This is a genomic window from Vreelandella sulfidaeris (assembly GCF_042429665.1).
Taxonomy (GTDB): domain Bacteria; phylum Pseudomonadota; class Gammaproteobacteria; order Pseudomonadales; family Halomonadaceae; genus Vreelandella.
On record NZ_JBHMAC010000010.1, the window covers coordinates 1440691 to 1462980 of the forward strand.

General features: G+C 47.8%; 21 protein-coding genes, 1 tRNA gene and 1 pseudogene. 11 read left to right on the forward strand and 12 right to left on the reverse strand.

Annotated features, from left to right (window positions below; all coding sequences use genetic code 11):
- Window positions 1-226: 226 nt before the first annotated feature.
- Window positions 227-712: an FxsA family protein gene (locus ACFFLD_RS11450; RefSeq protein WP_386040250.1), complete on the reverse strand. Its 486-nt coding sequence runs from the start codon at window positions 710-712 to the stop codon at window positions 227-229.
- Window positions 713-872: 160 nt separating this feature from the next.
- Here ACFFLD_RS11450 and ACFFLD_RS11455 point away from each other — a divergent pair, with 160 nt between their 5' ends.
- Window positions 873-1634, forward strand: a complete 762-nt coding sequence (locus tag ACFFLD_RS11455) for an SDR family oxidoreductase (protein WP_386040252.1) — start codon at window positions 873-875, stop codon at window positions 1632-1634.
- 128 nt (window positions 1635-1762) lie between these two features.
- Here the strand turns inward: ACFFLD_RS11455 and ACFFLD_RS11460 are convergent, their stop codons facing one another.
- The 3 genes from ACFFLD_RS11460 to ACFFLD_RS11470 form a co-directional block, all read right to left on the reverse strand.
- Complete coding sequence (locus tag ACFFLD_RS11460) at window positions 1763-2749, reverse strand: hypothetical protein (protein ID WP_386040254.1); 987 nt, start codon at window positions 2747-2749, stop codon at window positions 1763-1765.
- 91 nt (window positions 2750-2840) lie between these two features.
- Window positions 2841-3470, reverse strand: coding sequence for a hypothetical protein (locus tag ACFFLD_RS11465; RefSeq protein ID WP_386040256.1), 630 nt, complete (start codon window positions 3468-3470; stop codon window positions 2841-2843).
- Window positions 3471-3910: 440 nt separating this feature from the next.
- Window positions 3911-3995 (reverse strand) — tRNA-Leu (locus tag ACFFLD_RS11470).
- Window positions 3996-4129: 134 nt separating this feature from the next.
- On the opposite strand from ACFFLD_RS11470, the pseudogene ACFFLD_RS11475 reads away from it, so the two are divergent.
- The 7 genes and pseudogenes from ACFFLD_RS11475 to ACFFLD_RS11505 form a co-directional block, all read left to right on the forward strand.
- Window positions 4130-4270: pseudogene (locus ACFFLD_RS11475) on the forward strand (double zinc ribbon domain-containing protein); the annotation flags it as partial.
- 135 nt (window positions 4271-4405) lie between these two features.
- Entirely contained in the window at window positions 4406-4783 is a 378-nt protein-coding gene (locus ACFFLD_RS11480) for a ComF family protein (protein WP_386040453.1), read from the forward strand.
- A gap of 54 nt (window positions 4784-4837) precedes the next feature.
- Window positions 4838-6388, forward strand: a complete 1551-nt coding sequence (locus ACFFLD_RS11485) for a hypothetical protein (RefSeq protein ID WP_386040258.1) — start codon at window positions 4838-4840, stop codon at window positions 6386-6388.
- A 204-nt stretch (window positions 6389-6592) separates the two neighbouring features.
- Window positions 6593-7441: a hypothetical protein gene (locus ACFFLD_RS11490; RefSeq protein WP_386040260.1), complete on the forward strand. Its 849-nt coding sequence runs from the start codon at window positions 6593-6595 to the stop codon at window positions 7439-7441.
- A complete protein-coding gene (locus ACFFLD_RS11495) occupies window positions 7438-7992 on the forward strand; it encodes a hypothetical protein (protein ID WP_386040262.1) in 555 nt (184 codons plus the stop codon). Before ACFFLD_RS11490 ends, ACFFLD_RS11495 begins: the two co-directional genes overlap by 4 nt.
- Before the next feature lie 3 nt (window positions 7993-7995).
- Complete coding sequence (locus ACFFLD_RS11500) at window positions 7996-8910, forward strand: hypothetical protein (protein WP_386040264.1); 915 nt, start codon at window positions 7996-7998, stop codon at window positions 8908-8910.
- A gap of 123 nt (window positions 8911-9033) precedes the next feature.
- A complete protein-coding gene (locus ACFFLD_RS11505) occupies window positions 9034-10332 on the forward strand; it encodes a phospholipase D family protein (RefSeq protein ID WP_386040266.1) in 1299 nt (432 codons plus the stop codon).
- Between the two features lie 75 nt (window positions 10333-10407).
- On the opposite strand, the gene ACFFLD_RS11510 is transcribed toward ACFFLD_RS11505, so the two are convergent.
- Entirely contained in the window at window positions 10408-10944 is a 537-nt protein-coding gene (locus tag ACFFLD_RS11510) for a hypothetical protein (protein WP_386040268.1), read from the reverse strand.
- Window positions 10945-11857: 913 nt separating this feature from the next.
- Here ACFFLD_RS11510 and ACFFLD_RS11515 point away from each other — a divergent pair.
- The gene (locus ACFFLD_RS11515; RefSeq protein ID WP_386040270.1) at window positions 11858-12832 is read left to right on the forward strand and encodes a serine/threonine protein kinase; all 975 of its coding nucleotides are present in this window, start codon (window positions 11858-11860) and stop codon (window positions 12830-12832) included.
- Between the two features lie 23 nt (window positions 12833-12855).
- Here the strand turns inward: ACFFLD_RS11515 and ACFFLD_RS11520 are convergent, their stop codons facing one another.
- A complete protein-coding gene (locus ACFFLD_RS11520; protein WP_386040272.1) occupies window positions 12856-13464 on the reverse strand; it encodes a hypothetical protein in 609 nt (202 codons plus the stop codon).
- A 317-nt stretch (window positions 13465-13781) separates the two neighbouring features.
- On the opposite strand from ACFFLD_RS11520, the gene folE reads away from it, so the two are divergent.
- Window positions 13782-14333: a GTP cyclohydrolase I FolE gene (gene folE / locus ACFFLD_RS11525; protein ID WP_386040274.1), complete on the forward strand. Its 552-nt coding sequence runs from the start codon at window positions 13782-13784 to the stop codon at window positions 14331-14333.
- 142 nt (window positions 14334-14475) lie between these two features.
- Complete coding sequence (locus ACFFLD_RS11530; protein ID WP_386040276.1) at window positions 14476-15933, forward strand: NAD-dependent succinate-semialdehyde dehydrogenase; 1458 nt, start codon at window positions 14476-14478, stop codon at window positions 15931-15933.
- Window positions 15934-16044: 111 nt separating this feature from the next.
- Here ACFFLD_RS11530 and purH read toward each other — a convergent pair whose 3' ends face one another.
- The 6 genes from purH to accB form a co-directional block, all read right to left on the reverse strand.
- A complete protein-coding gene (gene purH, locus ACFFLD_RS11535; RefSeq protein WP_386040278.1) occupies window positions 16045-17625 on the reverse strand; it encodes a bifunctional phosphoribosylaminoimidazolecarboxamide formyltransferase/IMP cyclohydrolase in 1581 nt (526 codons plus the stop codon).
- Between the two features lie 50 nt (window positions 17626-17675).
- Window positions 17676-17999: a DNA-binding transcriptional regulator Fis gene (gene fis, locus ACFFLD_RS11540; protein WP_386040281.1), complete on the reverse strand. Its 324-nt coding sequence runs from the start codon at window positions 17997-17999 to the stop codon at window positions 17676-17678.
- Window positions 17996-19045: a tRNA dihydrouridine synthase DusB gene (gene dusB, locus ACFFLD_RS11545; RefSeq protein ID WP_386040283.1), complete on the reverse strand. Its 1050-nt coding sequence runs from the start codon at window positions 19043-19045 to the stop codon at window positions 17996-17998. Before dusB ends, fis begins: the two co-directional genes overlap by 4 nt.
- A 98-nt stretch (window positions 19046-19143) precedes the next feature.
- Window positions 19144-20058, reverse strand: a complete 915-nt coding sequence (gene prmA / locus ACFFLD_RS11550) for a 50S ribosomal protein L11 methyltransferase (RefSeq protein ID WP_386040285.1) — start codon at window positions 20056-20058, stop codon at window positions 19144-19146.
- Window positions 20059-20175: 117 nt separating this feature from the next.
- Entirely contained in the window at window positions 20176-21516 is a 1341-nt protein-coding gene (accC, locus tag ACFFLD_RS11555; protein WP_386040287.1) for an acetyl-CoA carboxylase biotin carboxylase subunit, read from the reverse strand.
- Between the two features lie 31 nt (window positions 21517-21547).
- Window positions 21548-22015, reverse strand: coding sequence for an acetyl-CoA carboxylase biotin carboxyl carrier protein (gene accB, locus ACFFLD_RS11560; RefSeq protein WP_386040289.1), 468 nt, complete (start codon window positions 22013-22015; stop codon window positions 21548-21550).
- Window positions 22016-22290 lie beyond the last annotated feature (275 nt).

Below are 22290 nucleotides of genomic sequence, written 5' to 3' on the forward strand. Positions count from 1 at the left end.
CTCCTAAGTAGGGTTGAAGCCCCGAAAGGGCAGTTAGCTAAAAAGCATTCTCGAGGTAATAACCCGCGAGAAGCGAAGACCCTTAAGTCTTCATTGTTAATGGCAGCTCCCTTATCAAGAACTACCGAATTTGTGTGCTGGCTAAAAAATGGGGGCTGCGGGTGGCCTTTCAAGGGGCGATTAATAAAAAAATTGCATTTTCAGCAGTTTTCTTCAGTACCGACTGTTAACGACGGCGTGAAGGTTCGTCGCGGCTAATGAAATCGCCCTCAATAGCACCATCATCTTGCGATGAATGGGAGCGATGATACTCGTTAGGTTCAGCAGAAGAGTTGTTGGGACCTTGCTGCTGGGCGGCAACCTTTTTCAGGCCAAGCCACGTCAATCCTTTGAACATTAATTGCCGAGCGCTGGGGATCAGGCACGCAAGGCCGAGCGCGTCAGACAAAAAACCAGGCGCCATCAATAGCGCGCCGCCAAAAATAAGAGCCGCGCCGGTTAATAGTTCTGTTGACGGAATTTCCCCCGCCTGCATGCGTTGGCGGGCGCGGGCAAACGTTGAGACACCTTCTTTGCGGATAAGATGTAGCCCGATAAAGCCTGTGCCGAGGACAAGCAGTAGGGTGGTAAGTAGCCCGATCTCGCTGCCTAGCGAAAAAAGAACAACAAAATCAAGTAACGTAAATAATGATATAAAGATAAGAATGGGCATGACTAACTCCATAACTGTTCTGATCGATTACTATGGTGGCAGAAATAAAAATAACAAGCAGCTGTCTCGCTTCGCGAGAGAGGATAGGATCACTCGATTTTTGTTACTGCCTCTTCTATGCTGCATTGCACAATGATGTGTTTTGATTTAGGAGCTAACAATGGTACTTGCTGAAAAAGTGATTGCAGTCTCGGGTGGGGCGCGTGGGTTAGGTTATGCCATGGCATTGCACTTGGGTAAACAAGGGGCACGAATGGCACTGCTCGATATGAGTGCTGAAGCGCTTGACCAAGCAGTGTCATCGCTTTCTTCTGAAGGTATTGATGCTCAGGCGTTTGTGGTTAACGTTGCCGACGAGGCTTCTGTCGCTGACGCGTTCGCCGATATAGCCAAGCGTATGGGCACAATCAGTGGCTGTATTAATAATGCCGGCATTACCCAAGATGCGTTGCTTATCAAAGCAAGCGATGGGCAAATAGAAAAACGCATGTCTTTAGAGGCTTGGCAAAACGTTATCAATGTCAATTTGACGGGCGTTTTCTTATGCGGGCGTGAGGCGGCGACTCAAATGATTGCCGCTAAGCAGGAGGGAGTGATCGTCAATATATCGAGCATTTCCCGAGCGGGTAACCCAGGGCAAAGTAACTATGCGGCCGCAAAGGCGGGTGTGCATGCACTGACGGTAACCTGGGCGAAGGAATTGGCACGCTACGGTATTCGAACTGGGACGGTTGCGCCGGGTTTTGTTGATACTGAAATGACGGCGTCTATGCGTCCCGATATGCTAGAGCGTATCTCATCGAGCGTACCGTTGAAGCGTCTGGGAGAACCCGAGAATATTGCCCAAAGCGTGGCGTTTATCCTTGAGAATGACTACTTCACTGGACGAATTATCGAGTGTGATGGCGGTTTGCGTCTTTAAAGCGTTGTCGCTATCTAACCGTCTGTATCGACAAGATTGCGCAGGCAGCTCAGTGGAGCTGCCTGCGCAATGCGCTTAAATGCTAAGCGAGGCTAGCGCCTATTATTAATCCGCATAACTAAAAATAGTTAAAAATAGTCTCGGGTAATTTCGCGTTGAAAGTACATCTCCAATCGAAGTGTCATTGCCCAGCGCGGATCGTAGCTAACGTCTCGTTGGAAGTGTAATTCAGGAATCACATCGGCGAATAGAATCCCTTTATGAATATCGCGGCGGTACCGCGTTTGTAGATAGTAGTTAGTCATGCGGGGGTTCGAGGCGCTCTCGCCGAGGGCAATGGCAGAGTAGCGTATCGCACTGCGATCATTGATGCGGTGATTGATTTCCGCAATTTCGCTATATTCCAGGGTGTCTTCTTCTTCGCGCCATTGAACATTGGTGATAAACCGAAGGTGGCGTCGCTCACTCAATGGTCGACCGACATCCCAGCGCGTACGCGCGGAGTAACCGTCATTGTTGAACCAGGAAACACGGTTATTGGACTCAAGTTGCCAAGGGCTATCGCCAAGTTGCCATAGGCGTTCGCTGGTCAAGCGAACGTAGGGGTCTAACGGTAAACGCAAGCGAACACCGGCGCCTATTCGATTACTCCAGTTTTCTCGCTTGTCGCGGCTTTTAAGCCAATCCAGGCCTAATGTTGATGAGCGGCGGTCTCGCTGGTCATTAGCCAGTCGCCCGGAGCCTTGTTCTTCGAGGGTGCCTTGAGACTCTTCAGGATCGCTTTCGATAACTAAGCGCAGGCGCTCTTCTGACGTGGGTAAGTCAATGCGATAGCGAAGTGTGGTTTCTGCATGTACCCCTTCACCTTCCATCCAGTCGAGTTCTTGACCAAGACGAAGATAAGACTCATTTTCAGCCTGCATATAGTCGTCAGTACCAAAGAAACCATCGATACGACGCGATGTGTTATCTACCCAGTTACCTACGCGTTCACGAAACGGCTCAATTTGCTCTTCTGCCCACTCGGGTAGGTCACTGTCGTCTTCTTGAGCGTAAGCATTGACTGCTACCGTGGCGATCATGCTGAGACAGCAGAAAGTGATTATTTTATGCATCCATAGGTCTCAATAAAGTAGGTCTCAATAATAAAGTGCTATAGCGAAGATCAACAGGTCAGCCATAATCATGAGCTTAAATGATCATAGCTTAACGTGCTTTGTGGGTCTCAATTTCTTTTGCCCATTCTAATGCCCGTTTGCGTTGACGACGGCTGTTGAGCCGATCTGTATCGACGCTGGTTGGAATAAGCTGTTGGTTGGGCGACGCGTTAATATCAAGATTGAACCTTCGCAGGGCGCCGGTTGGCATATCTTCCGAGCCGTAAATGGCGATAACGCGTATTTCAAGCTGAAGATTCTGTTCGTTCAGCACGTCGTCCTCTATCTGCCAATATTCTTTGATCTGATCGACAATGTCCCCAAAAGATTGAATATGCAGGTACTCACCTGAAGCAAGCGGGCCTTGGTGGGTGCGATAGCTTGCTTCCTGCTGTTCGTTACCACTCTGTTGGTATTCCACGACGTCGAGTAAATAGCTGCGTTTTTGGGTATGTAAGACGGCTACCAGGTGTTGGACATAGATCGCTTCACTGCTCATGTTACTGATTAAGCAGATAGCCTCCATGCCGATGCCTTTACCGCGATTGATAATTAAGCGAGGGCGGCGTTGACGTACATAGCCGTTGTAAAGCAGTTGGGCATAAAATATCCACACAAATAGTGTGCATATGCTCGCTATGGCTGAAATTGCTTGAGCATTATCGTTGAGCCATTCCATTTGTAGAGATCCTTCTCATGGTCGTTAAGGCGTAACAATAGTATGAAGTAAACCATTCTAAGCGGCAGCCAGCAACGGTAACCATTATGAAATATTTTGGAGGTTAACCGTGACTGACCGTGATAGAGCCTAGTGTAAACCAGCTATTCGTCAGCTAAGGGTCTGTTGTGAGCCTGATAGTCGGAAGATACCACATAGTAGGGGTGGTAGCTTGGAGGCGTTAGAACGGTTACGAGCAGTGACTAAACAGTATTGGCGTGGTAGCCAGGATTTTTAAGATAACGATGAGCATTCAAGAATGCTTAGTTAAAGCATGAAAGTAGGGAGTAAAGAGCGATAGAATACAGACAAGAGAGTCGTCCACAATATGTCTAGAAAGACTATAGAGTGAATGATTTAAGAGGGGGGGGAAACTAATTGCTTGAAAACTGACAAGTAATTGGTGCGGATGGGGAGACTCGAACTCCCACACCTTACGGCACTAGAACCTAAATCTAGCGTGTCTACCAATTCCACCACATCCGCGAAGACGAGGCGTATATTATCAACATTGGGGAAGAAGTCAATCATTGATTTCTTATTATTCTCGGTAGTGGTCAGGAGAAGGCATGTATCCCAGACAGTGGCTGCAGCAAACCAGTGATTGGATTAAGCAGGCTATGCCCGGCTATTGTAGTTTTTGCTTAGCGCCTGCCTTGGCGGGGGTTGGGTGGTGTGGCGCGTGTTTACAGGAACTCCCCTGGAATACTCGCGCGTGTCAGCAGTGCGGGGAACCTATGGCACACAACACATCTTTGTGTGGGCACTGCCTGATGGATCCGCCAGCATTTTCCTTTACGCAAGTGGGGTTGGTGTATCAAGGCGGAATAAAAGATCTAATTCATGACTTTAAGTTTCATGCTTCGCCCAGAGCCGGAATACTGTTAAGCGAGCTCATGCTGCTAACACCGCCGTCTGCCCTAGGGGATGCCTTTTTATCGGTGCCCATGTTCCCGGCACGTGCACGCAAACGAGGGTTTAACCAATCAAGTTGGTTAGCGCAGCGGCTAAGCCAACAGCTTGACATTCCTCTGCATCCTGCAAGGCGAGTCAACGATGCACCTTCTCAACGCACCTTGAATCGCCAGCAACGAGCGGCCAATTTGGCAGGTGCCTTTGTGTTTGATACGACACCTCCCGCCCATGTGATTATCATTGATGACGTTATCACCACGGGATCAACAGGGCATGCATTGGCACAAGCGGCATTGAAAGCAGGTGCGAGCCGCGTTGATCTTTGGGCCGCGGCAAGGACACCGTTGGGTAAGGATTGATAGACTAGGCTTTCTTTGGAGTAGACTAATTATAAATGAGTAAGGGAAAGAAATATGGCTCGGGATAATTTCAAGAAAGGAGACATCACCAAGCTGAGCCAACGAGTTGCTCTACGGTGCTCTAATCCTGACTGCCGAGTACCTACAGCGGCACCAGGGGAATCAGAATTGGGTGTTAATAGTATTGGGGTTGCTGCACATATACATGCAGCCTCGCCCGGTGGGCCTCGTTATGACCCCTCAATGACATCATCTGAGCGAGGCTCTATATCCAATGCGATATGGCTATGTTCTAACTGCTCAATAATTATTGATCGTGATAAAGCCCGTTACACAGCGAAATTACTCAAAGAATGGAAGGCAAATGCCGAAGCAACGGCAATTAAAGAACAAGGTATGAGACTGCCTTCTGATGAAGATGCCATACAACAAACCACAATGGCTCTAACTGGCCTACCTAAAAAGATTTTGGCGAAAGCAATACCAAACATTCACACAGCCACTGCCAAAGCAATAGAGAACTCCGACCCAAGGTTTGAAGTTATCACCCGTTACAAAGATGGGCAGACTGTTTTCGAGTATCGTGCGAAGGAAGATGTAACTTTTAATTTTGAAGTGAAGGGTGAGGAAGGTGTAGAAAGTCTGAGAAAAATGTTTGAAGAAGGGCAAGATGCTAAGTTGCCAGCAAAGTGTTTTAATGTAAAAGGAATTGATTTTCCTGGTGGATCACCCGATAGGTTGGGACACGTCGAAATAAGAAAAGACGGTATCGAAGCCATACATAGAATATGGTTAATAAACCCGAAAGAAAATGTAACAGAGCAGTTTAATGATGTGCATGGTAAGGTTTTTTTTGGAACTAAAGCTATGCGGTTTGAAGGTAATGCTTGTTCTGGCCTTTTTAAATTCAGTTATTCCCGCCCATTAGCACAACTAGATGAAAGCTCTAGCTTCAATATTTCGATAAATTTTGCACTTTGGGAGGGAAAAGAAGTTAGCAAATTACCTTATTTTAATAAGATTAAAAACTTTTTTGATAATGTTTTTTATGGTGCGGAGCTACATACTTCTTTGGAAATAAATGGCGATACGGCCTTTGAAGCAAATACTGAGAGAATGAGCGAAGTATCAGAGTTTCGTGATATTGATAGAGTGCTTGTTTTTATTGATAAAGCAAGAATTATCTCTGAAAAACTTAAACATAAGATACACTATAAACAAAATTGCTTTTATTCTGAAAAAGAAGTTCTAGAGATATGTAATGTAGCAAATATACTATCAGGAAAACTTGTTAATCATGAAGAAATTTTAAAAGCTAATTCAAAAATTAGCTTAATTTTGGATTTCGATGGCTCTGAGGCAATAGATAAACTAAAAATAGGATCTTCAACAGATTTAAGGATAGAGGAAGAAGGCGGGGTTCTGGAAATATTTGGAGAGAAAATATCATTGCCTAATAAGATCACATATATAAATGCAGTTTATTTAAAACCATTAGAAGATTTAATGACAGCTAAGAAAGGGAGCGAAATCTCATTTGAGTGCCTACCAGATAAAGGCCATAAAATTGAGTACCAATTTAAGCTAAATAGTGAAAAATTGTAATACGAAGATATTGAATCCAGTTGCTATTTTAATTCCTATTAATTATAAATACGAAAAAAGGAAATGCTATCAGTAAAAAATTTATTACGGAAAATAGCTGAAAAGGGTATGACGTTGGCTTTGGAGCTAAAGAGGCTTGGCAAGATACGACACTAATTAAAATTTTTTGGGCTGAATTGTTATTTAATGAAAAGGGTTTTTTAAATGGAAAGTATATTTAGAGTTTTAATAATATGCCGAAAAGCCAAGAATTCCTGGGAGTTTGTTTATGGTCACGGAGTGGAATGGGATTTAACTGAGTTAGATTACAGAGTTAAAAAGTGGAGAAAGTGCAGTATTAATAATAATTTTGAAGTTTATTTTCGTGACTTTGAAAGTATTGATGAATGGGCAAATTCAATAAGCGATAATTGCATAACTATAAACGAAAATCTCAAGTTACTATTGCCTGAAGAGAAAAGTGAAGAAATCTTCATTGATAAAGACTACACAAAAGATAGTGATTTCAATCCTTTTATAAGCATGTGTTGTAAGGTGAACTATTATTATTCAAATAATGAGAATGTGAGTGATATAGAGAATCTACTGACTGACGAAGGGGCATTGTTTAAGATTAAAGATCAATTTAGTGTTGACTTAAAAAGATTTCCTTATCTTTTTCAAACCTTTGGATTGTATGTTCCTATAAGGATTGAAGAAAGTTTTAAGTTTCTTGGTGACGATGCTGACCCTGATATTTCACTGCAATTTAATGACTATTTTTTGAGATATCAAGGTTGTAATGTCAACATTACCGTAGAAGAAAAAGGTAAAGAGCATAGCGAAACTCTATTGTTGGATAATGAAAAACATTATTTTAAATGTGGTTTCTCCCCCGATTCTGTCGAAACTAAAATCTACCAAGGTGGCGATATAGTATACAAATCGAAGTCATTCTTTGTAAAAAAAGTCCATGTTTCCATGAATATACAGACTGGACCTGTTCTTATATCTGGCAATAAAAGAATTAATCGCTTTATGAGTAATGATTTTGTAATAGGTGAGAATGAATGAGCCTTTGGAGCCAAAGAAAACAGCAGATAACCTCTGAATTGGATTATGATCCGCTTACGGTAATACCGGGCCTTTGGGGGAAAAGCGACTCAAAAGAGTTCGCTCTTAAAAATTTAGAGACTGCTTTTTCTCAATCAGGGGCAGATCAGATTATTATAGTTGATCCTTATTTAGAGCCAAGGGCAATTCAATTGGCGGTAGAACTTTTTGCTCAGAAGGCTAACCGTGAAGTGGTTTTTTTGTCACGTCTTAAAAATACCGAAGCGGGTGGTGAACAAGAGTTAAAAACAAAGCTACGGCAGGCTCAAGAAGAAATTCACAAGAAACGTATATTCAAAAATTTGAGCATTCGTAGAACAATGTTCGATTTTCATGATCGATATATTGTTAGCCGGGAAGGAAGGGGCGAAGATATTTATCTATTAGTCAATACATCTTTTAGCACTATTTATAATAAATTTTCTGGCACAATGAGAATAAAAAATCGTTCTTACCGAAGGCAAGTTGACTGCTTCATCGAGAAAGCTATTAACGAAAGCAAGGAGTTGTAAGGTATGGATGATATTACAGTTATGTTAGACCTAATTAACAAAGGTCAGCACCTAAATGAAGAGGTGCAGGATATACCACAGATAGGTATTAGAATAGTTGACTGCACAACAAGAGATTTTTTAGATATCATTAGATTTGATTTATCTTATGGTATCACTATGTTAATTGACGAAAGCTTTTCTAAAGCTTTTGATCGGCTAGCTTTGTCTAGTAAATTAATGCTTTCAATAGCTGACAGCACAGGTAATACTTTAAAGTATTTTTTATTAACATATTATCCAATTAATAATATGGAAGAGCTTGAAGAGGTATATAAAGAAGCGACTGGTATAGAAAAAAAACTGTTAATGGCAGTATTGATTCAATACGATCTGATTGATGTTATTTCAGAAAATGATAATGAAGCTTTGCTGGAATATTTTGTTTCCAAAAAAGTGAGTGATGAATATATAAAGCTTTTCTCTTCACCCGAATTTATCAAGCTTCTTTTTGAAACAGATCTGCATAAGAGGAAAACTTTCTATGTATGGGTCTGTGAGAACCTAAAAAAGCTTTTGGAATATGGTTTCTTAGATGTGAATCAGCAACTTGATTTTTTTGTCCGACTTTTCAAGGAAGAGGACTATATTCAAAATAGCATCGCTGAACTCATTGTAGCTTCAATAAAGAAAGAGCCATCAGTATTTTTTAGTATTATAAACGTCAACCTTCGAATCGATCCATTTACGAAAGAAACAAATTACTCGATATGGCTTAAAGATTCTGGAAAACTTATGTTTTTGGCTCATTGTTTACAAACTTACTTCTCTGAGTGTGATTCAGATGAGATTTTAAAATTCAGGCGAAAACTAGAAGTCTATTTTTCTTACAACTTACTAGAAGATTCTATGGCAGGATATACAATACAACGTAGCTGATGATATTTGTTTTTATACATTCTTCATAGGTACGGTTAGTGGGTAACTTATTATAAACAAAGGCTGAAAAATTTCATAAAGTTTTTTGGTAACAAACTAAATGGTAATTACCTTCGTGACGTATTGCCATCAACTGATGACGACGTTGAGCTTGTTAAGGCAGCTATTGCCTATGGGAGCGATGCATCTACTCTTCTCCAAAACTGTCTTGATAATAAGCTTCGCTTAGATATCTGGATGCGGTATGACCACACAGTTCCAGTGTCACCAATACTGCTAAGGAAGTTGCTGGCAAACGTAGGCAACAACATATTCTGTAACCTTGTGCCTGATATTCTTCACTCGAAGGTTATCTGGTGGAAGGGCTATGGAGCATACATCGGCTCAGCCAACCTAACGGATAGGGCTTGGTTTACGAACATCGAGTTTGGGGTGTTCCTGAGCGAAGAAGAGCTTTCAGCAGATGACTCGTTAGGTCAATTAGAGCTGTTTTTTGAAAACTTATCTTCGTATGAAGAGATATTCCCACTGACGGAAGAGGTTATCGTAGAGCAAGAAGCTCTATACGTGATGAGAAGAAGTCAATTGCGAACAATTGACGAGGCAAGCTTGAAGAAGAGGAAGCATGAAATCTGGGAAGGCCCGACAACTCACATGACCCCTCAGAAAGCCTATGATGCCCATAGAACCCTTTTTATCAGGGAGTGGGGCAATGGGCTATCTTACCTTCGAAACATCGCCAGACAGGCTCCACAGTATCGTCCTGCATGGCTCAATGAGGATGTTCCCCCAGAGTGGCAGGCTGACCAGTTCTTACATGCTTACTATTACAACAAAGTCAAAGATGGTGCAAAGCATCCATACGAAGACTTCTACAACCAAAATAGAGCCGATCCAGCGAAGGCTTTACAGGAAGGGCTTCAGTGGTGGTCTAGACTCCCAGAGCCACCTTCCGATGAGGACCATAACTGCCATGAGAGGGCTCCTAAACTCCATGAGTTGCTGTCAAAAGAGAGCATAGGCGACTTAACGGTTGAGGGCTTTGCTGAGATCTGCAAAGCCAACCATTCCACCGCTGACCATGTTAAACGTATGCGGTTGGAGACATTGGGTATTGATGAGGCTGGTGTTCAAATGGAACAGCGAGTAGAAGCCTTTGCTGAATGGTTGTGGAAAAAGAAGAACCAGTCAGGTCAAACCATCAAAGACCTTATGATATACGTTATGGACTCAGGTAAGCCCGAAGATATTGGCGATAGGCTGTTTGATGCAGCGTATAGCGAGAAGCGGAAGTTCCCCCATTTTGGTATCAACCAGATATCTGAAATGAGCTGGTGGGCGAGGCCAGAGCTTTGTCCTCCTCGCAATGGCAGGACGAGTAAAGGACTGAGAGCACTTGGGTATGACGTTAAAATTCACTAATTAGCTAGTAGATGCCCCGCATTTGTTAAAAAGCCAGTCATTGAGACTGGCTTTCTTATGAGTTGCTAAGATGCTTTATAATTTGTTTAGGTCTTCAATAAGAAGTTTGATATTTTCAGCATAATTTACTTCTGCTGTAACTCTTTGTGTTAAATAGGCAGGAGCTAGTGGATTATAATTTTCTCTTGCTATGTCGCTTATTATAGTTTCATTGTAAATGATTTCGTTATCATCTGCTAATGTATATTCAATCTCAATGCGACGACTTTTAGATCCTAAAGAAGTACCCCAGTCAGACCAGTCACCACTATCTATAAGTTTTGCATTTAATACATAGCTGTTTCCATGCAGGCTTGAGTTTTTAAGGCTTTCCTCAAGCACCTCTTTAAAGCTTTCATCACTAAAATTAGGAGCTAACCTTCCGCTATATGTAAAGTTGCTAGTCCCAGGAAAGTCGGAAACGTCACCTACTGAAATGGAGTTTTTTAATGTTTCAGTAGTTACAATATACCCTTCTCCATCAAAAGCAACATTCTCACTTCTTGGTTCGCCAGTAATCGTGCAACCAGAAAGAAACACTAGCCCCACAAAACACAATGCTAACTTTATCATTCTTTATTCCCTTTGCTTATATGATTATGTCTTTTTTTTAGACATGAATTTTATGGCCTCAAGGCGAAATAAGTTTAAGTTAATTTGCTTTTCTGATCAATTTTACTTAAGTTTACTATCAAAGCTAATAAAGATTAATTTTTGTTAAATATGCCAGCAAGTGAAGTAGTGAGTGTCCAAGAAAATCAGATTAATGCTGTTGACGGAGCTAGCCTGAAGCAGAAAAAGCAAAAGTGTGGGTAGGCCCTGTCACACACAACTGCTGAGAAAGCCTATGATGCTCATAGAAGCCGTTTTATCAGGGAGTGGGGTAATGCATCAGTTATCTGAAAAATATTGCTAGCAAAGCTCCTGAATACCGTCCTGCATGGCTCAATGATGATGTTCCTACTGAGTGGCAAGCTGATCAGTTCTTACATGTCTACTACTACAACGAAGTGAAAGATGGTGCAAAGGACCTTATGAAGACTTCTACAGCCAAAATAGAGGCAGTCCTGCCAAAGCTTTGGTGGCTGGTCTTCAATGCTGGGCGAGGCCAGAGCTTTGTCCTCCTAGGAATGGCAGAACGAGTAAAGGCTGAAAGTACTTGGGTATGACGTAAAAATTCACTAATTAATGAATGCCAATCACCGATAAAACAAGTTGTCCCAGTGGACGTTTCTGACGAGTGTTGTGCCTTAGGTATTGGACGTTTGCCCGTAATATTAAGCTATTTAAACCAATAGCTTACTGTTGTTATTGTTTTTTTAACCGTTCCTGATGATTGAAGTTATCACCACGGGGTCAACAGGGCATGCATTGGCAAAATCGGCATTGAAAGCCGGTGCGAGTCGCGTTGATCTTTGGGCCGCGGCAAGGACACCGTTGGGTAAGGATTGATAGACTCTCTCTTTCGCCAACTCAGGAGCGGCCCATGACGCACCCGTTTAGCTCTCTTTCACCCGATGTAGTGATGTCTGCCATAGAGTCGCTAGATATTTGGCCCGCCGGTGAGCCTTTTGCGCTCAATAGTTACGAAAACCGCGTATTAATGTTCCGTGATGACGATAGTAAAAGCTGGATAGTGAAGTTTTATCGCCCGGATCGTTGGTCTGATGAGGCGATTCAGGAAGAGCATGATTTTTTGCAGGAGCTCGCGCGTCGAAACGTACCGGTGGCTGCCCCTTGGCGGGATGCGTCAGGCGTTTCCTTGCACTATTTCCAGGGGTTTCGTTTTACCCTGTTTCCCCATTGTCCTGGGCAGGCGCCAGAGTTGGACAACCCGTCACACCTGTTTGCCATGGGCGAAGTGCTGGGTCGATTACATGACGTATCGGCTAAGAAGCCATTCAAGCATCGCCAGACGCTTGAGTTGGCGCATGGGCTGCGAGAGGCGCAGCAGAACGTATTGGCTAGCCAGTGGATGAATCAGCGCCAGCGCCGGGCTTACGACCATGTCATTGACAAGATGCATCAGCAATTAGACAAGCACAGTGTGCCTGTCAGCAGTTTGATTCGTTGCCATGGCGACTGCCATTTAGGCAACGTGCTGGGGCGAGACGAGCAGTTTACGCTGGTCGATTTTGATGACTGTTTGATGGCGCCAGCCATTCAGGATATCTGGATGCTGCTACCGACGGATGACCCGCAGGGGTGGCGTGTACATTTAAATGAAATCACGGAAGGCTATGAGGAAACACGCTCGTTTCCGAGCGAGCAATTGGATCTGATAGAACCATTGAGGAGTTACCGGTTAGTAAGGCATACCGCATGGCTGGTGGCGCGCTGGGATGATCCTGCTTTTCCCCGCGCGTTTCCCTGGCTGGCGGATAGTGGCTATTGGGATCAGCATATCCGCCAGTTGGAACAACAATGCTTGCAGTTGGATAATCCTCGCTGGCTAGCATAAGAGAGCCGGATTAGACGACTCACTTAGTCCTGAATCACCTTCTCATTAGGCACAGCCCCTTCAGGTGCCGCTTCAGAAGGCACTGCCTCTTCGCGAGGCACGGGGTTGCCAATGCCTTCCTCGTCAACTTGGCGGCGTTGCAGGTTAAGCTCTTTAGAGGGGTTGTCCTGCTCTTCAATCTCAACGGCGTTATCTAAGGTAAGAATAAAAGCTTGCCCAGGCGAGAGCGTGCATGGCTCGTTTTCGCAGGCGACGCCGTATTGGCCGTCATCGGCATAGGCGCTTGCGTTAAATTCGCCATCAAAGATATGGCTGTCAGCGTCATTGGTCTCGATGCACGTCGCTTCTTGAGTTGTTATACGAATGCGTTCATCCACTAACTGTGCCTTACCGACTAGAACGCAATATTCCGGCAATGAATGCGAAGCGCCAGCTGTCTGGGTCGGGTGTAGCAAAATATCATTGAGTCGCGCTTGGTCTGTCGTAAAGGTAAGTTTTTCGACAACCTCGACGCCTATGGTTGCCTCGCTGGGTAATGCGAGGGTGGCCTCTGCGGTGTCCGCATAGAGAGGCGTCGCTAAAAAAGGGGCCAAAAGGGCGGCTAACCCAAAATAGGATGATTTAAATGACATGATGAACTCTCACTATTGGCGCCTGCAATAAAGGCGGTAATCACTATCGATTTATCATAGCACAGGCCCTTGATGTGCGACGCGGAGGGCGTGGCGCTGTGTCGCAACTGATAAACCAAAAGTTGCCCAAGTAGGGTAAAATACGTGGTTTGTTTAACAGTCGACGTACAGTTTAGCCAAAAAAACACGTTGGTATAACTTGTGCAAAGAAGGTGTTATATAACGCCGCTTGAACAAAAGATTAATTTTCACGTGCAAAGAGTGCCGAGGTTCTGGGCTTTTGGCGTGATGACGTATAGTTTTTGAAGAGGCTTACTATGTCCAATGATATCGCCGACCACTACCGCCAGATTATATCAGCCCTTGGCGAAGACCCTGACCGTGAAGGGCTAAGAGATACGCCAAAGCGTGCGGCGAAGGCCATGCAGTTTTTGAACGCTGGCTACACTCAGTCATTGGAAGAGATCATTAATGGCGCGGTGTTTGAATCTCAAACCGATGAAATGGTGCTGGTGAAGGACATTGAACTTTACTCAATGTGCGAACACCATCTTCTACCGTTTATTGGCAAATGCCATATTGCTTATTTGCCCAATGGCAAAGTGTTGGGATTGTCCAAGTTTGCTCGTATCGTCGATATGTTTGCGCGCCGTATGCAGATTCAAGAGAATCTGACTCGCGAGATCGCCAATGCCGTGCAGGAAGTGACCCAGGCAAAGGGGGTGGCGGTGGTAATAGAGGCGCGCCATTTATGCATGATGATGCGGGGAGTAGAAAAACAAAACTCCAGTATGACGTCGTCAGTAATGCTGGGAGCGTTCCGTAGTAACCAATCGACCCGACACGAATTCTTGATGCTTATAAAATGAACAGCTTGATGCTCATTAAATGAAGGGATAGTGGATAGCTGGCTAAAAACGCACGCTACAAACTTGGCCTAACCTGGTGTTTCGTCTTAGCATGAAGAGGTTGAAGAGCCTATAAGACCAACACCTTGGTCAGGAGTCTGTCATGGAAGCGCTTAAGGAAACACAGCTGTACTGCCCATTTGCCTATATCGATGGTAGCTGGGTGGCAGCGGATAGCGGTGAGCAAATAACGGTAGTGAACCCAACCACCGGCGAGCCGATTGGGGATGTGCCGCGATTGGGTAAGGCGGAAACCGAACGCGCCATTGATGCGGCGGATGCAGCGCTGCCCGCGTGGCGCGCGCTGACTGCCCAGGAACGCGCCGATTTGTTGTTGAAGTGGCATGATCTGATGCTTGAGCATCAGCAGGATCTCGCCATGATAATGACCTACGAACAGGGCAAGCCTCTAAAAGAGGCGGCTGGCGAGATTGCCTATGCCGCCAGTTTTATACGCTGGTTTGCCGAAGAGGGTCGTCGCGTTTACGGTGAAACGATTCCCGCAGCGAAAGCCAATCAGCGTATTCTGGTCACTAAGCAGCCTGTTGGGGTAGTCGGGGCGATTACTCCCTGGAACTTCCCCGCCGCCATGATTACCCGCAAGGCAGGTGCGGCGTTAGCAGCAGGCTGTACGATTGTGGTTAAGCCTGCCAGTCAAACGCCTCTCTCTGCAACGGCCTTGGCGTTATTGGCAGAGCGTGCGGGTATTCCGCGTGGTGTTTTTAATGTGGTGCCAGGGAGTGCTAGCGACATCGCCCAGGCCATGACCCAGTCGCCGAAAGTACGTAAAATCACCTTTACTGGCTCGACTGAAGTGGGCCGTAAGCTGATGTCTCAGGCGGCTGAGCACGTGCAAAAAATATCCTTAGAGCTAGGCGGTAATGCACCCTTTATCGTATTTGAGGATGCCGATTTAGACGCTGCTGTTGAAGGAGCCATGGCGGCTAAGTTCCGTAACGCCGGTCAAACCTGCATCTGTACCAACCGCTTTTTAGTGCAATCCAGCGTGATTAACGCGTTTTGTGAAAAATTAGCGGTGGCGATGAACAGCGAGCTGAAGGTGGGGGATGGTACCAAGCCCAACATCAATATCGGCCCTTTAATCGATGATAATGCGGTTAGAAAAGTCAGTGAGCATGTGCAGGACGCCGTTGATAAAGGCGCGGAGCTGCTGTTGGGTGGGCACCCGCATCCGCTAGGGGGCAATTTCTTTACACCGACGTTGATCAGTTTTGCAACTGATCAAATGAAGGTGGCTCATGAAGAGACCTTTGGCCCGCTGGCCGCTGTCTTCCCGTTTGATGACGAGGAGACCGCCATCGAGATGGCCAACGATACCCAGTATGGTTTGGCCTCCTACTTCTATTCGCGGGATCTTTCTCGAGTATGGCGTGTCGCCGAGGCGCTTGAATACGGCATGGTGGGCATTAATACCGGCGCCATTTCTAACGCCTCTGCACCGTTTGGTGGGGTGAAAGCCTCCGGTTTAGGCCGCGAAGGGGGACATCAGGGCTTGGAAGAGTATCTGGAAACCAAGTACCTGTGTATTGACCTTGGCTAAGCGCCAGCCGTTCTTGATGGAATAAGAACGTCATAAATAAGCCCCCACCAGCATGCTGCTGGTGGGGGCTTTTAGTTTCGGGAGTTACTGTCTCCCTAGCAGAGGCTTAACTTAGTGGCGGAAGTGGCGCATGCCGGTGAATACCATGGCAATGCCTGCCTCATTGGCAGCGTCGATAACTTCCTGATCGCGCATAGAACCACCTGGCTGGATAACGGCAGTAATACCTGCCGCGGCGGCTGCATCGATGCCGTCGCGGAACGGGAAAAAGGCATCTGAGGCCATCACCGAGCCCGGCACGGAGAGCCCTTCATCAGCAGCTTTAATCCCCGCGATTTTGGCGGAATAAACCCGGCTCATTTGGCCTGCACCAACCCCCACCGTCTGGCCTTCTTTAACGTATACAATGGCGTTAGATTTAACAAACTTAGCCACGCGCCAGGCAAACGCCAAATCGCGTAGTTCCTGCTCGCTGGGCGCGCGTTGACTTACCACGGTCAGGTCGTCACGCGTGACCATGCCATCATCGCGTTCTTGCACCAGTAAACCGCCATTGACGCGTTTGAAGTCCAACGCAGGCGCCTGCTTGCCGGGCCAGTGGGCGCTGACATCCAGTACGCGCACGTTCTGTTTAGTGGCAACGATGGCCGCTGCTTCGTCACTGATCCCAGGGGCAATAATGACTTCAACAAACTGGCGATCAATAATCGCTTGGGCCGTTTGTGCATCAAGTGGCGTGTTGAAGGCAATGATGCCACCAAACGCACTGGTTGGATCGGTGGCAAAGGCTTTTTCATAGGCTGCAAGCGCAGTGTCACCCAACGCTACGCCACAAGGATTGGCGTGTTTGACGATCACACAGGCCGTTTCGCTAAAGGCTTTGACGCATTCAAAGGCAGCATCGGTATCGGCGACATTATTATAGGAAAGCGGTTTTCCCTGCAGCATGTTGGCGGTGGTGACGCTGGGCTCTTCGGCCTGGGGGTCGATATAAAACGCAGCTTGCTGGTGCGGGTTTTCGCCGTAACGCATGTCCTGCTTTTTAGTGAGCTGCAGGTTAAAGGTACGCGGAAACCTTGCATCGGTTGCCGTGACTTTACGGCCCAGGTAATCAGCGATGGCGCCGTCATAGCCTGCGGTGTGCTCGAACGCTTTCACTGCCAAGTCAAAGCGGGTGTCGCGACTGACCTGAGCTTCGTTCGCGTCTAGCTCGCTAAGCACCCGGTGGTAATCGCTGCTGTTGACCACGATGGTGGTGTAGGCATGATTCTTGGCGCAGGCGCGCACCATGGTCGGGCCGCCAATGTCGATATTTTCAATGGCATCTTCTAGCGAGCAGTCCGGCTTGGCGACGGTGGCAGCAAAAGGGTAGAGATTGACCACGACCATATCAATAGGCGTGATGTCGTTCTCGGCCATGACGGCGTCATCTTGTCCGCGACGGGCTAAAATACCGCCGTGAATTTTGGGGTGGAGTGTTTTGACGCGGCCATCCATGATTTCAGGAAAGCCGGTATGTTCAGAGACTTCCTTGACGGGAATAGCATTTTCTTGCAATAGCCGAAAGGTTCCCCCCGTCGACAACAGTTCAACGCCGTGCTTAGCTAAGCCGCGGGCGAACTCCACGATGCCGGTTTTATCAGAAACGCTCAATAGAGCGCGGCGGACGGGGGTAGCAGAGTTATCAACCATCAGAATACTCGTGTGGAGAGCCAAGAATTAAAAACAACAACGCCCCAATGTTATGGGGCGTCACCTTCTAGAAGACCGTACTGTTTGAGTTTTTTACGCAGCGTGCCGCGGTTTAGCCCTAAGACATCAGCGGCCCGCGTCTGGTTACCGTCGGTATGTTCCAGCACGCAGGAAAGTAGCGGCGCCTCTACTTCCGCTAAGACCATGGCGTAAAGGTCGCTCGCCTGGCTGCCGTCTAAGTGTTCAAAGTAGCGGCGCATCGCCGTTTCGACAGCTTCCCGAAGCGGTTGAGGCGGCGTGCTGGCGGCAGGGTCAGCTAGCGTGCCTGACAGCTGGGAATAGGCGTCGCTTGAGAGAAGATCGCGTTCGGTCATGCAGCATAGCTTCCTTTGGCTAGCAAACGCGCGGCAGCATCGGGAGCCATCGCGTCTTTGATCCAAGCAAATTGCGTTTCGGGTGATGCCAGCGTATTGAACTGCTGCTTTAGTGCGCGCTGTTGAAGCTGGGTAAAGCGAGGGTCATCGCTGAGATACCAGCCGACATGTTTACGAGCAATACGCACCCCCATGGTCGTGCCATAAAACGCATGCAGCGCCTCTATGTGCTCGTGAAGCACATGGTGGCGTGACATCAGGCTTGGCAACGCCATCTTGTTCCCATGTTCGAGATAGTGACTAATCTGTTGAAATATCCATGGGTTGCCTTGGGCGCCACGACCCACCATCACCGCGTCAGCGCCGGTATAGGCAAGAACGTCGGCGGCTTTTTCAGGGCTGGTTATATCGCCATTAGCAATCACTGGTATCGACAGGTGAGATTTAATCTCCGCAATCGTGTCGTACTCCGCTTGTCCAGTATAGCGCTGCTGGCGATGACGGCCATGAACGGCTAACGCTTTAATGCCCGCCGACTCGGCGAGGCGGGCAATTCTCAGCGCATTGTTCGACTCGCCACACCAGCCCGTTCGAATTTTTAGCGTAACGGGAATATCGACCGCCGCGACCACTGCATCGAGAATAGAAGCGACTAATGCTTCATCACGCAGTAGTGCCGACCCTGCCGCTTTATTACACACTTTTTTGGCAGGGCAGCCCATATTGATATCAATGATCTGAGCACCCAGCTGCGCATTCAAGCGTGCCGCTTGAGCAAGCATTTCGGCATCGCCACCGGCAATTTGTACCACTCGCGGATCGGGTTCGCCACGGTGATCCATACGAAGCTGTGATTTGCGCGTATGCCAAAGGCTTGGGTCAGCTGTGACCATTTCACCGACAACCCAACCAGCACCAAGACGCCTGCATAGCTGGCGAAAAGGGCGGTCAGTGACACCCGCCATCGGCGCGAGCATTACCTGGTTCGGTAATGCGTAAGGGCCGATGCTAACGGGCTGCTTGGAGGCTAGTGGGTTGCTTGTCATAACATTTGGCTTATGGGTACTTGCTGGCGGCGAGTGAATGCTTTTAAGGGAGCGTATGATACGCCTAGTCGGCGTTAGGGTGAAGGCCGTTGGCGGCTTTAACTCGGACGTTGTCCGTCAAGGCGCACCCAGCCTTCGCGAGTCACCGGCTCATGCATCAAAATGCCCTGCGCCTCATAGGCTTGGAGAACCTCTTCCGCTTGGTTGGCCAATATGCCCGAGAGCGCAATGCGGCCGCCAGGGGCAACATGACCTGCAATCATCGGCGCTAAATCGACCAGCGGTCCTGCCAGAATATTGGCGGTCACAATAGGGTAGTCGCCGTTATTGCTTAACTGCTCAGGGTAGTGCAGCGTTAATGCTGACTCGGCAATACCATTGCGTTCAGCGTTGTCACGGCTGGCTTGCAGCGCCTGGGGATCAATATCGGTTGCATCGGCATGCCGCGCGCCCAACTTGAGTGCGGCAATTGCCAGAATGCCTGAGCCGCAGCCTACGTCCAGAATGCTCTGCTGCGCTAACTGGCCATTAACCGCTAGCTCGTCAAGCCATTCAAGGCATAGCGCAGTGGTAGCATGTGTGCCGGTGCCAAACGCAAGGCCTGGGTCGAGGATTAAGTTAACGGCATCTTCCTCAGGCGGCGTGTGCCAGCTGGGCACAATCCACAGGCGCTGGCCCATGCGCAGAGGGGTGAAATCATCCATCCACTCACGCTCCCAATCCCGATCCGCGAGTAGCTCATATTCTATGGTAGGGCAGGGTTCACCAGGCATCTGTTCTGACCAAGCAGCTTCAATACGCGCCAGCATGCTGTCAACCCCTTCCAGGTCATCATAAAGCCCCGTCAGAATGGTATCTTCCCAGAGCGGGGTTGTGCCGCGCTCGGGCTCAAATACGGGGTCGTCGTGGGCGTCCTGAAGGCCAATGGCTGTCGCGCCTTCTTCTAGCAGTAGTTCTTCAAGAAACTCTGCTTGCTCAGGGGCAACGTGGGCTTTGAGTTGAAGCCAGGGCATGGAGGTTCTCCGCAAGGCGAATTAAAGACATGTACAGTAAAGACAATGACGGGGTGGACATGGCCACCCCGCTAGGTATCACACAGTGCGCTGGAAAGGGCGCGCTGGAAAGAAAAGCTAGCTGCTGAGTTTCTTTTCCAGATAGTGGATGTTGACACCGCCTTGACGGAAATAGCTGTCGCGAACCAAATCTTTTTGCAAATCGATATTGGTTTTAATGCCTTCTACGAGTAGCTCGTCAAGCGCATTACGCATGCGCGTCAGGGCTATTTCACGATCTGCTCCCCACGTGATCAGTTTGCCGATCAGAGAGTCGTAGTGCGGGGGGACGGTGTAGCCGGTATACAGATGTGAATCCATGCGTACACCCAGCCCACCCGGTGAGTGAAATAGCGTGACCTTGCCGGGCGAGGGCATGAAGGTGCGCGAGTCTTCGGCGTTGATCCGGCACTCAAAGGCGTGTCCATTGAGCTGTACATCTTCCTGGCGAATCGACAACGGCATACCCGAGGCAATGCGTAGCTGCTCTTTAACGATATCTACGCCGGTGACCATCTCGGTGACCGGGTGCTCAACCTGAACACGGGTGTTCATTTCGATAAAGAAATACTCGCCATCTTCATACAAGAACTCAAAAGTGCCGGCACCCCGGTAGTTAATCTTGATGCACGCCTGACGACAGGCTTCAAGAACCTGGGCGCGGGCCTCAGGGTCAAGGCCGGGGGCTGGCGCTTCTTCAAGTACTTTTTGATGGCGGCGCTGTAATGAACAGTCGCGGTCGTAAAGATGAATGGCGTTGCCTTGGCCGTCGGCAAGCACTTGAACTTCTACGTGGCGCGGCTTTTCAAGGAATTTTTCCATGTAGACCGTTCCATCACCAAAGGCCGCGTGCGCTTCGGTGCGGGTAACGGTAATTGCCGACAACAGGTGGCCTTCGGTATGCACGACGCGCATGCCACGGCCACCACCGCCTGCCGCGGCTTTAATGATCACTGGGTAACCAATGCGGCGCGCCGTCGCTAAATTGGTAGCGTCATCTTCCCCTAGCGGGCCATCCGAGCCAGGCACCGTCGGGACGCCCGCTTCTTTCATTGACTGAATCGCACTGACTTTGTCGCCCATTAAGCGAATCGTCTCAGCGCTTGGGCCTATAAAGGTGAACCCAGAGCGCTCCACCTGTTCAGCAAAATTGGCGTTTTCTGAAAGAAAACCATAGCCAGGGTGAATAGCGGTTGAGTCAGTCACTTCGGCTGCACTGATCAGGGCCGGTATGTTTAAGTAAGACAGCGCTGATGATGCCGGGCCAATACACACGGCTTCATCCGCCAGGCGAACGTGCATGAGTTCACGATCAGCTTTGGAGTGTACCGCTACGGTTTTTATGCCCAGCTCTTTACAGGCCCGTAGGATACGGAGGGCAATCTCGCCGCGGTTCGCGATAAGTACCTTGTCCAGCATGGGAGAGTCCACCCGTGTTGAAAATGAAGGATTAAGCGATAACGATCATGGGTTGATCGAATTCCACCGGTTCGCCGTCTTCCACTAGGATGGCTTCCACCACGCCGTCGCGGTCAGCTTCAATCTGGTTCATCATTTTCATGGCTTCAATGATACATACGGTGTCGCCTTGCTTGACGCTGTCGCCAACTTCTACAAACGATTTGGCACCCGGTGCCGGGCTGCGATAGAACGTACCGACCATGGGCGAGTTAACGGCTTCACCGCGGTAACTGGCGCCTTGTGGTTCTGCATCAACGGCCGCTGGGGTGCTGCTGGGGGCAGGGGCAGGAGCTGGCTGACCGTATTGCGGGTACTGCGGCATCGGCTGTGGTTGCCAGGTGGCGCCATTCGGGTGGCGACTGATACGAACGGATTCTTCGCCTTCCTGAATTTCGATCTCGCTAATATTGGACTCTTCGAGCAGCTCGATCAGTTTCTTAACTTTGCGGATATCCATGGCATGGCCCCATCAATGTCATAAAAGGTAAACGCACGGCAAGCCTTGGTGATTGGCAAGGGTGCGGCGCTACTCTCATTAAGGAAAGTAGCGCAGTAAACCAAATTTTAAAATGAAGAGAACGCTGCATGTTAGCGAACGTTACCGCGTTCTCAACCTTAAAAAAGCAATTTTTAGCTAATATGGGAGCGGAGTTTGCCGAAAAAGTGCCACGATGTCCAGTTACGGCCAGTGTAATGACTCACATCGGCTCGTCACGATAATTTAAACAACCG

Excerpts from the sequence above, each read along its gene's own strand:
- ACFFLD_RS11450 (WP_386040250.1), bottom strand. The coding sequence starts at position 712 with ATGCCCATTCTTATCTTTATATCATTATTTACGTTACTTGATTTTGTT.
- ACFFLD_RS11455 (WP_386040252.1), top strand. The coding sequence starts at position 873 with ATGGTACTTGCTGAAAAAGTGATTGCAGTCTCGGGTGGGGCGCGTGGG.
- ACFFLD_RS11460 (WP_386040254.1), bottom strand. The coding sequence starts at position 2,749 with ATGCATAAAATAATCACTTTCTGCTGTCTCAGCATGATCGCCACGGTA.
- ACFFLD_RS11465 (WP_386040256.1), bottom strand. The coding sequence starts at position 3,470 with ATGGAATGGCTCAACGATAATGCTCAAGCAATTTCAGCCATAGCGAGC.
- ACFFLD_RS11480 (WP_386040453.1), top strand. The coding sequence starts at position 4,406 with ATGCTGCTAACACCGCCGTCTGCCCTAGGGGATGCCTTTTTATCGGTG.
- ACFFLD_RS11485 (WP_386040258.1), top strand. The coding sequence starts at position 4,838 with ATGGCTCGGGATAATTTCAAGAAAGGAGACATCACCAAGCTGAGCCAA.
- ACFFLD_RS11490 (WP_386040260.1), top strand. The coding sequence starts at position 6,593 with ATGGAAAGTATATTTAGAGTTTTAATAATATGCCGAAAAGCCAAGAAT.
- ACFFLD_RS11495 (WP_386040262.1), top strand. The coding sequence starts at position 7,438 with ATGAGCCTTTGGAGCCAAAGAAAACAGCAGATAACCTCTGAATTGGAT.
- ACFFLD_RS11500 (WP_386040264.1), top strand. The coding sequence starts at position 7,996 with ATGGATGATATTACAGTTATGTTAGACCTAATTAACAAAGGTCAGCAC.
- ACFFLD_RS11510 (WP_386040268.1), bottom strand. The coding sequence starts at position 10,944 with ATGATAAAGTTAGCATTGTGTTTTGTGGGGCTAGTGTTTCTTTCTGGT.
- ACFFLD_RS11515 (WP_386040270.1), top strand. The coding sequence starts at position 11,858 with ATGACGCACCCGTTTAGCTCTCTTTCACCCGATGTAGTGATGTCTGCC.
- ACFFLD_RS11520 (WP_386040272.1), bottom strand. The coding sequence starts at position 13,464 with ATGTCATTTAAATCATCCTATTTTGGGTTAGCCGCCCTTTTGGCCCCT.
- folE (WP_386040274.1), top strand. The coding sequence starts at position 13,782 with ATGTCCAATGATATCGCCGACCACTACCGCCAGATTATATCAGCCCTT.
- ACFFLD_RS11530 (WP_386040276.1), top strand. The coding sequence starts at position 14,476 with ATGGAAGCGCTTAAGGAAACACAGCTGTACTGCCCATTTGCCTATATC.
- purH (WP_386040278.1), bottom strand. The coding sequence starts at position 17,625 with ATGGTTGATAACTCTGCTACCCCCGTCCGCCGCGCTCTATTGAGCGTT.
- fis (WP_386040281.1), bottom strand. The coding sequence starts at position 17,999 with ATGACCGAACGCGATCTTCTCTCAAGCGACGCCTATTCCCAGCTGTCA.
- dusB (WP_386040283.1), bottom strand. The coding sequence starts at position 19,045 with ATGACAAGCAACCCACTAGCCTCCAAGCAGCCCGTTAGCATCGGCCCT.
- prmA (WP_386040285.1), bottom strand. The coding sequence starts at position 20,058 with ATGCCCTGGCTTCAACTCAAAGCCCACGTTGCCCCTGAGCAAGCAGAG.
- accC (WP_386040287.1), bottom strand. The coding sequence starts at position 21,516 with ATGCTGGACAAGGTACTTATCGCGAACCGCGGCGAGATTGCCCTCCGT.
- accB (WP_386040289.1), bottom strand. The coding sequence starts at position 22,015 with ATGGATATCCGCAAAGTTAAGAAACTGATCGAGCTGCTCGAAGAGTCC.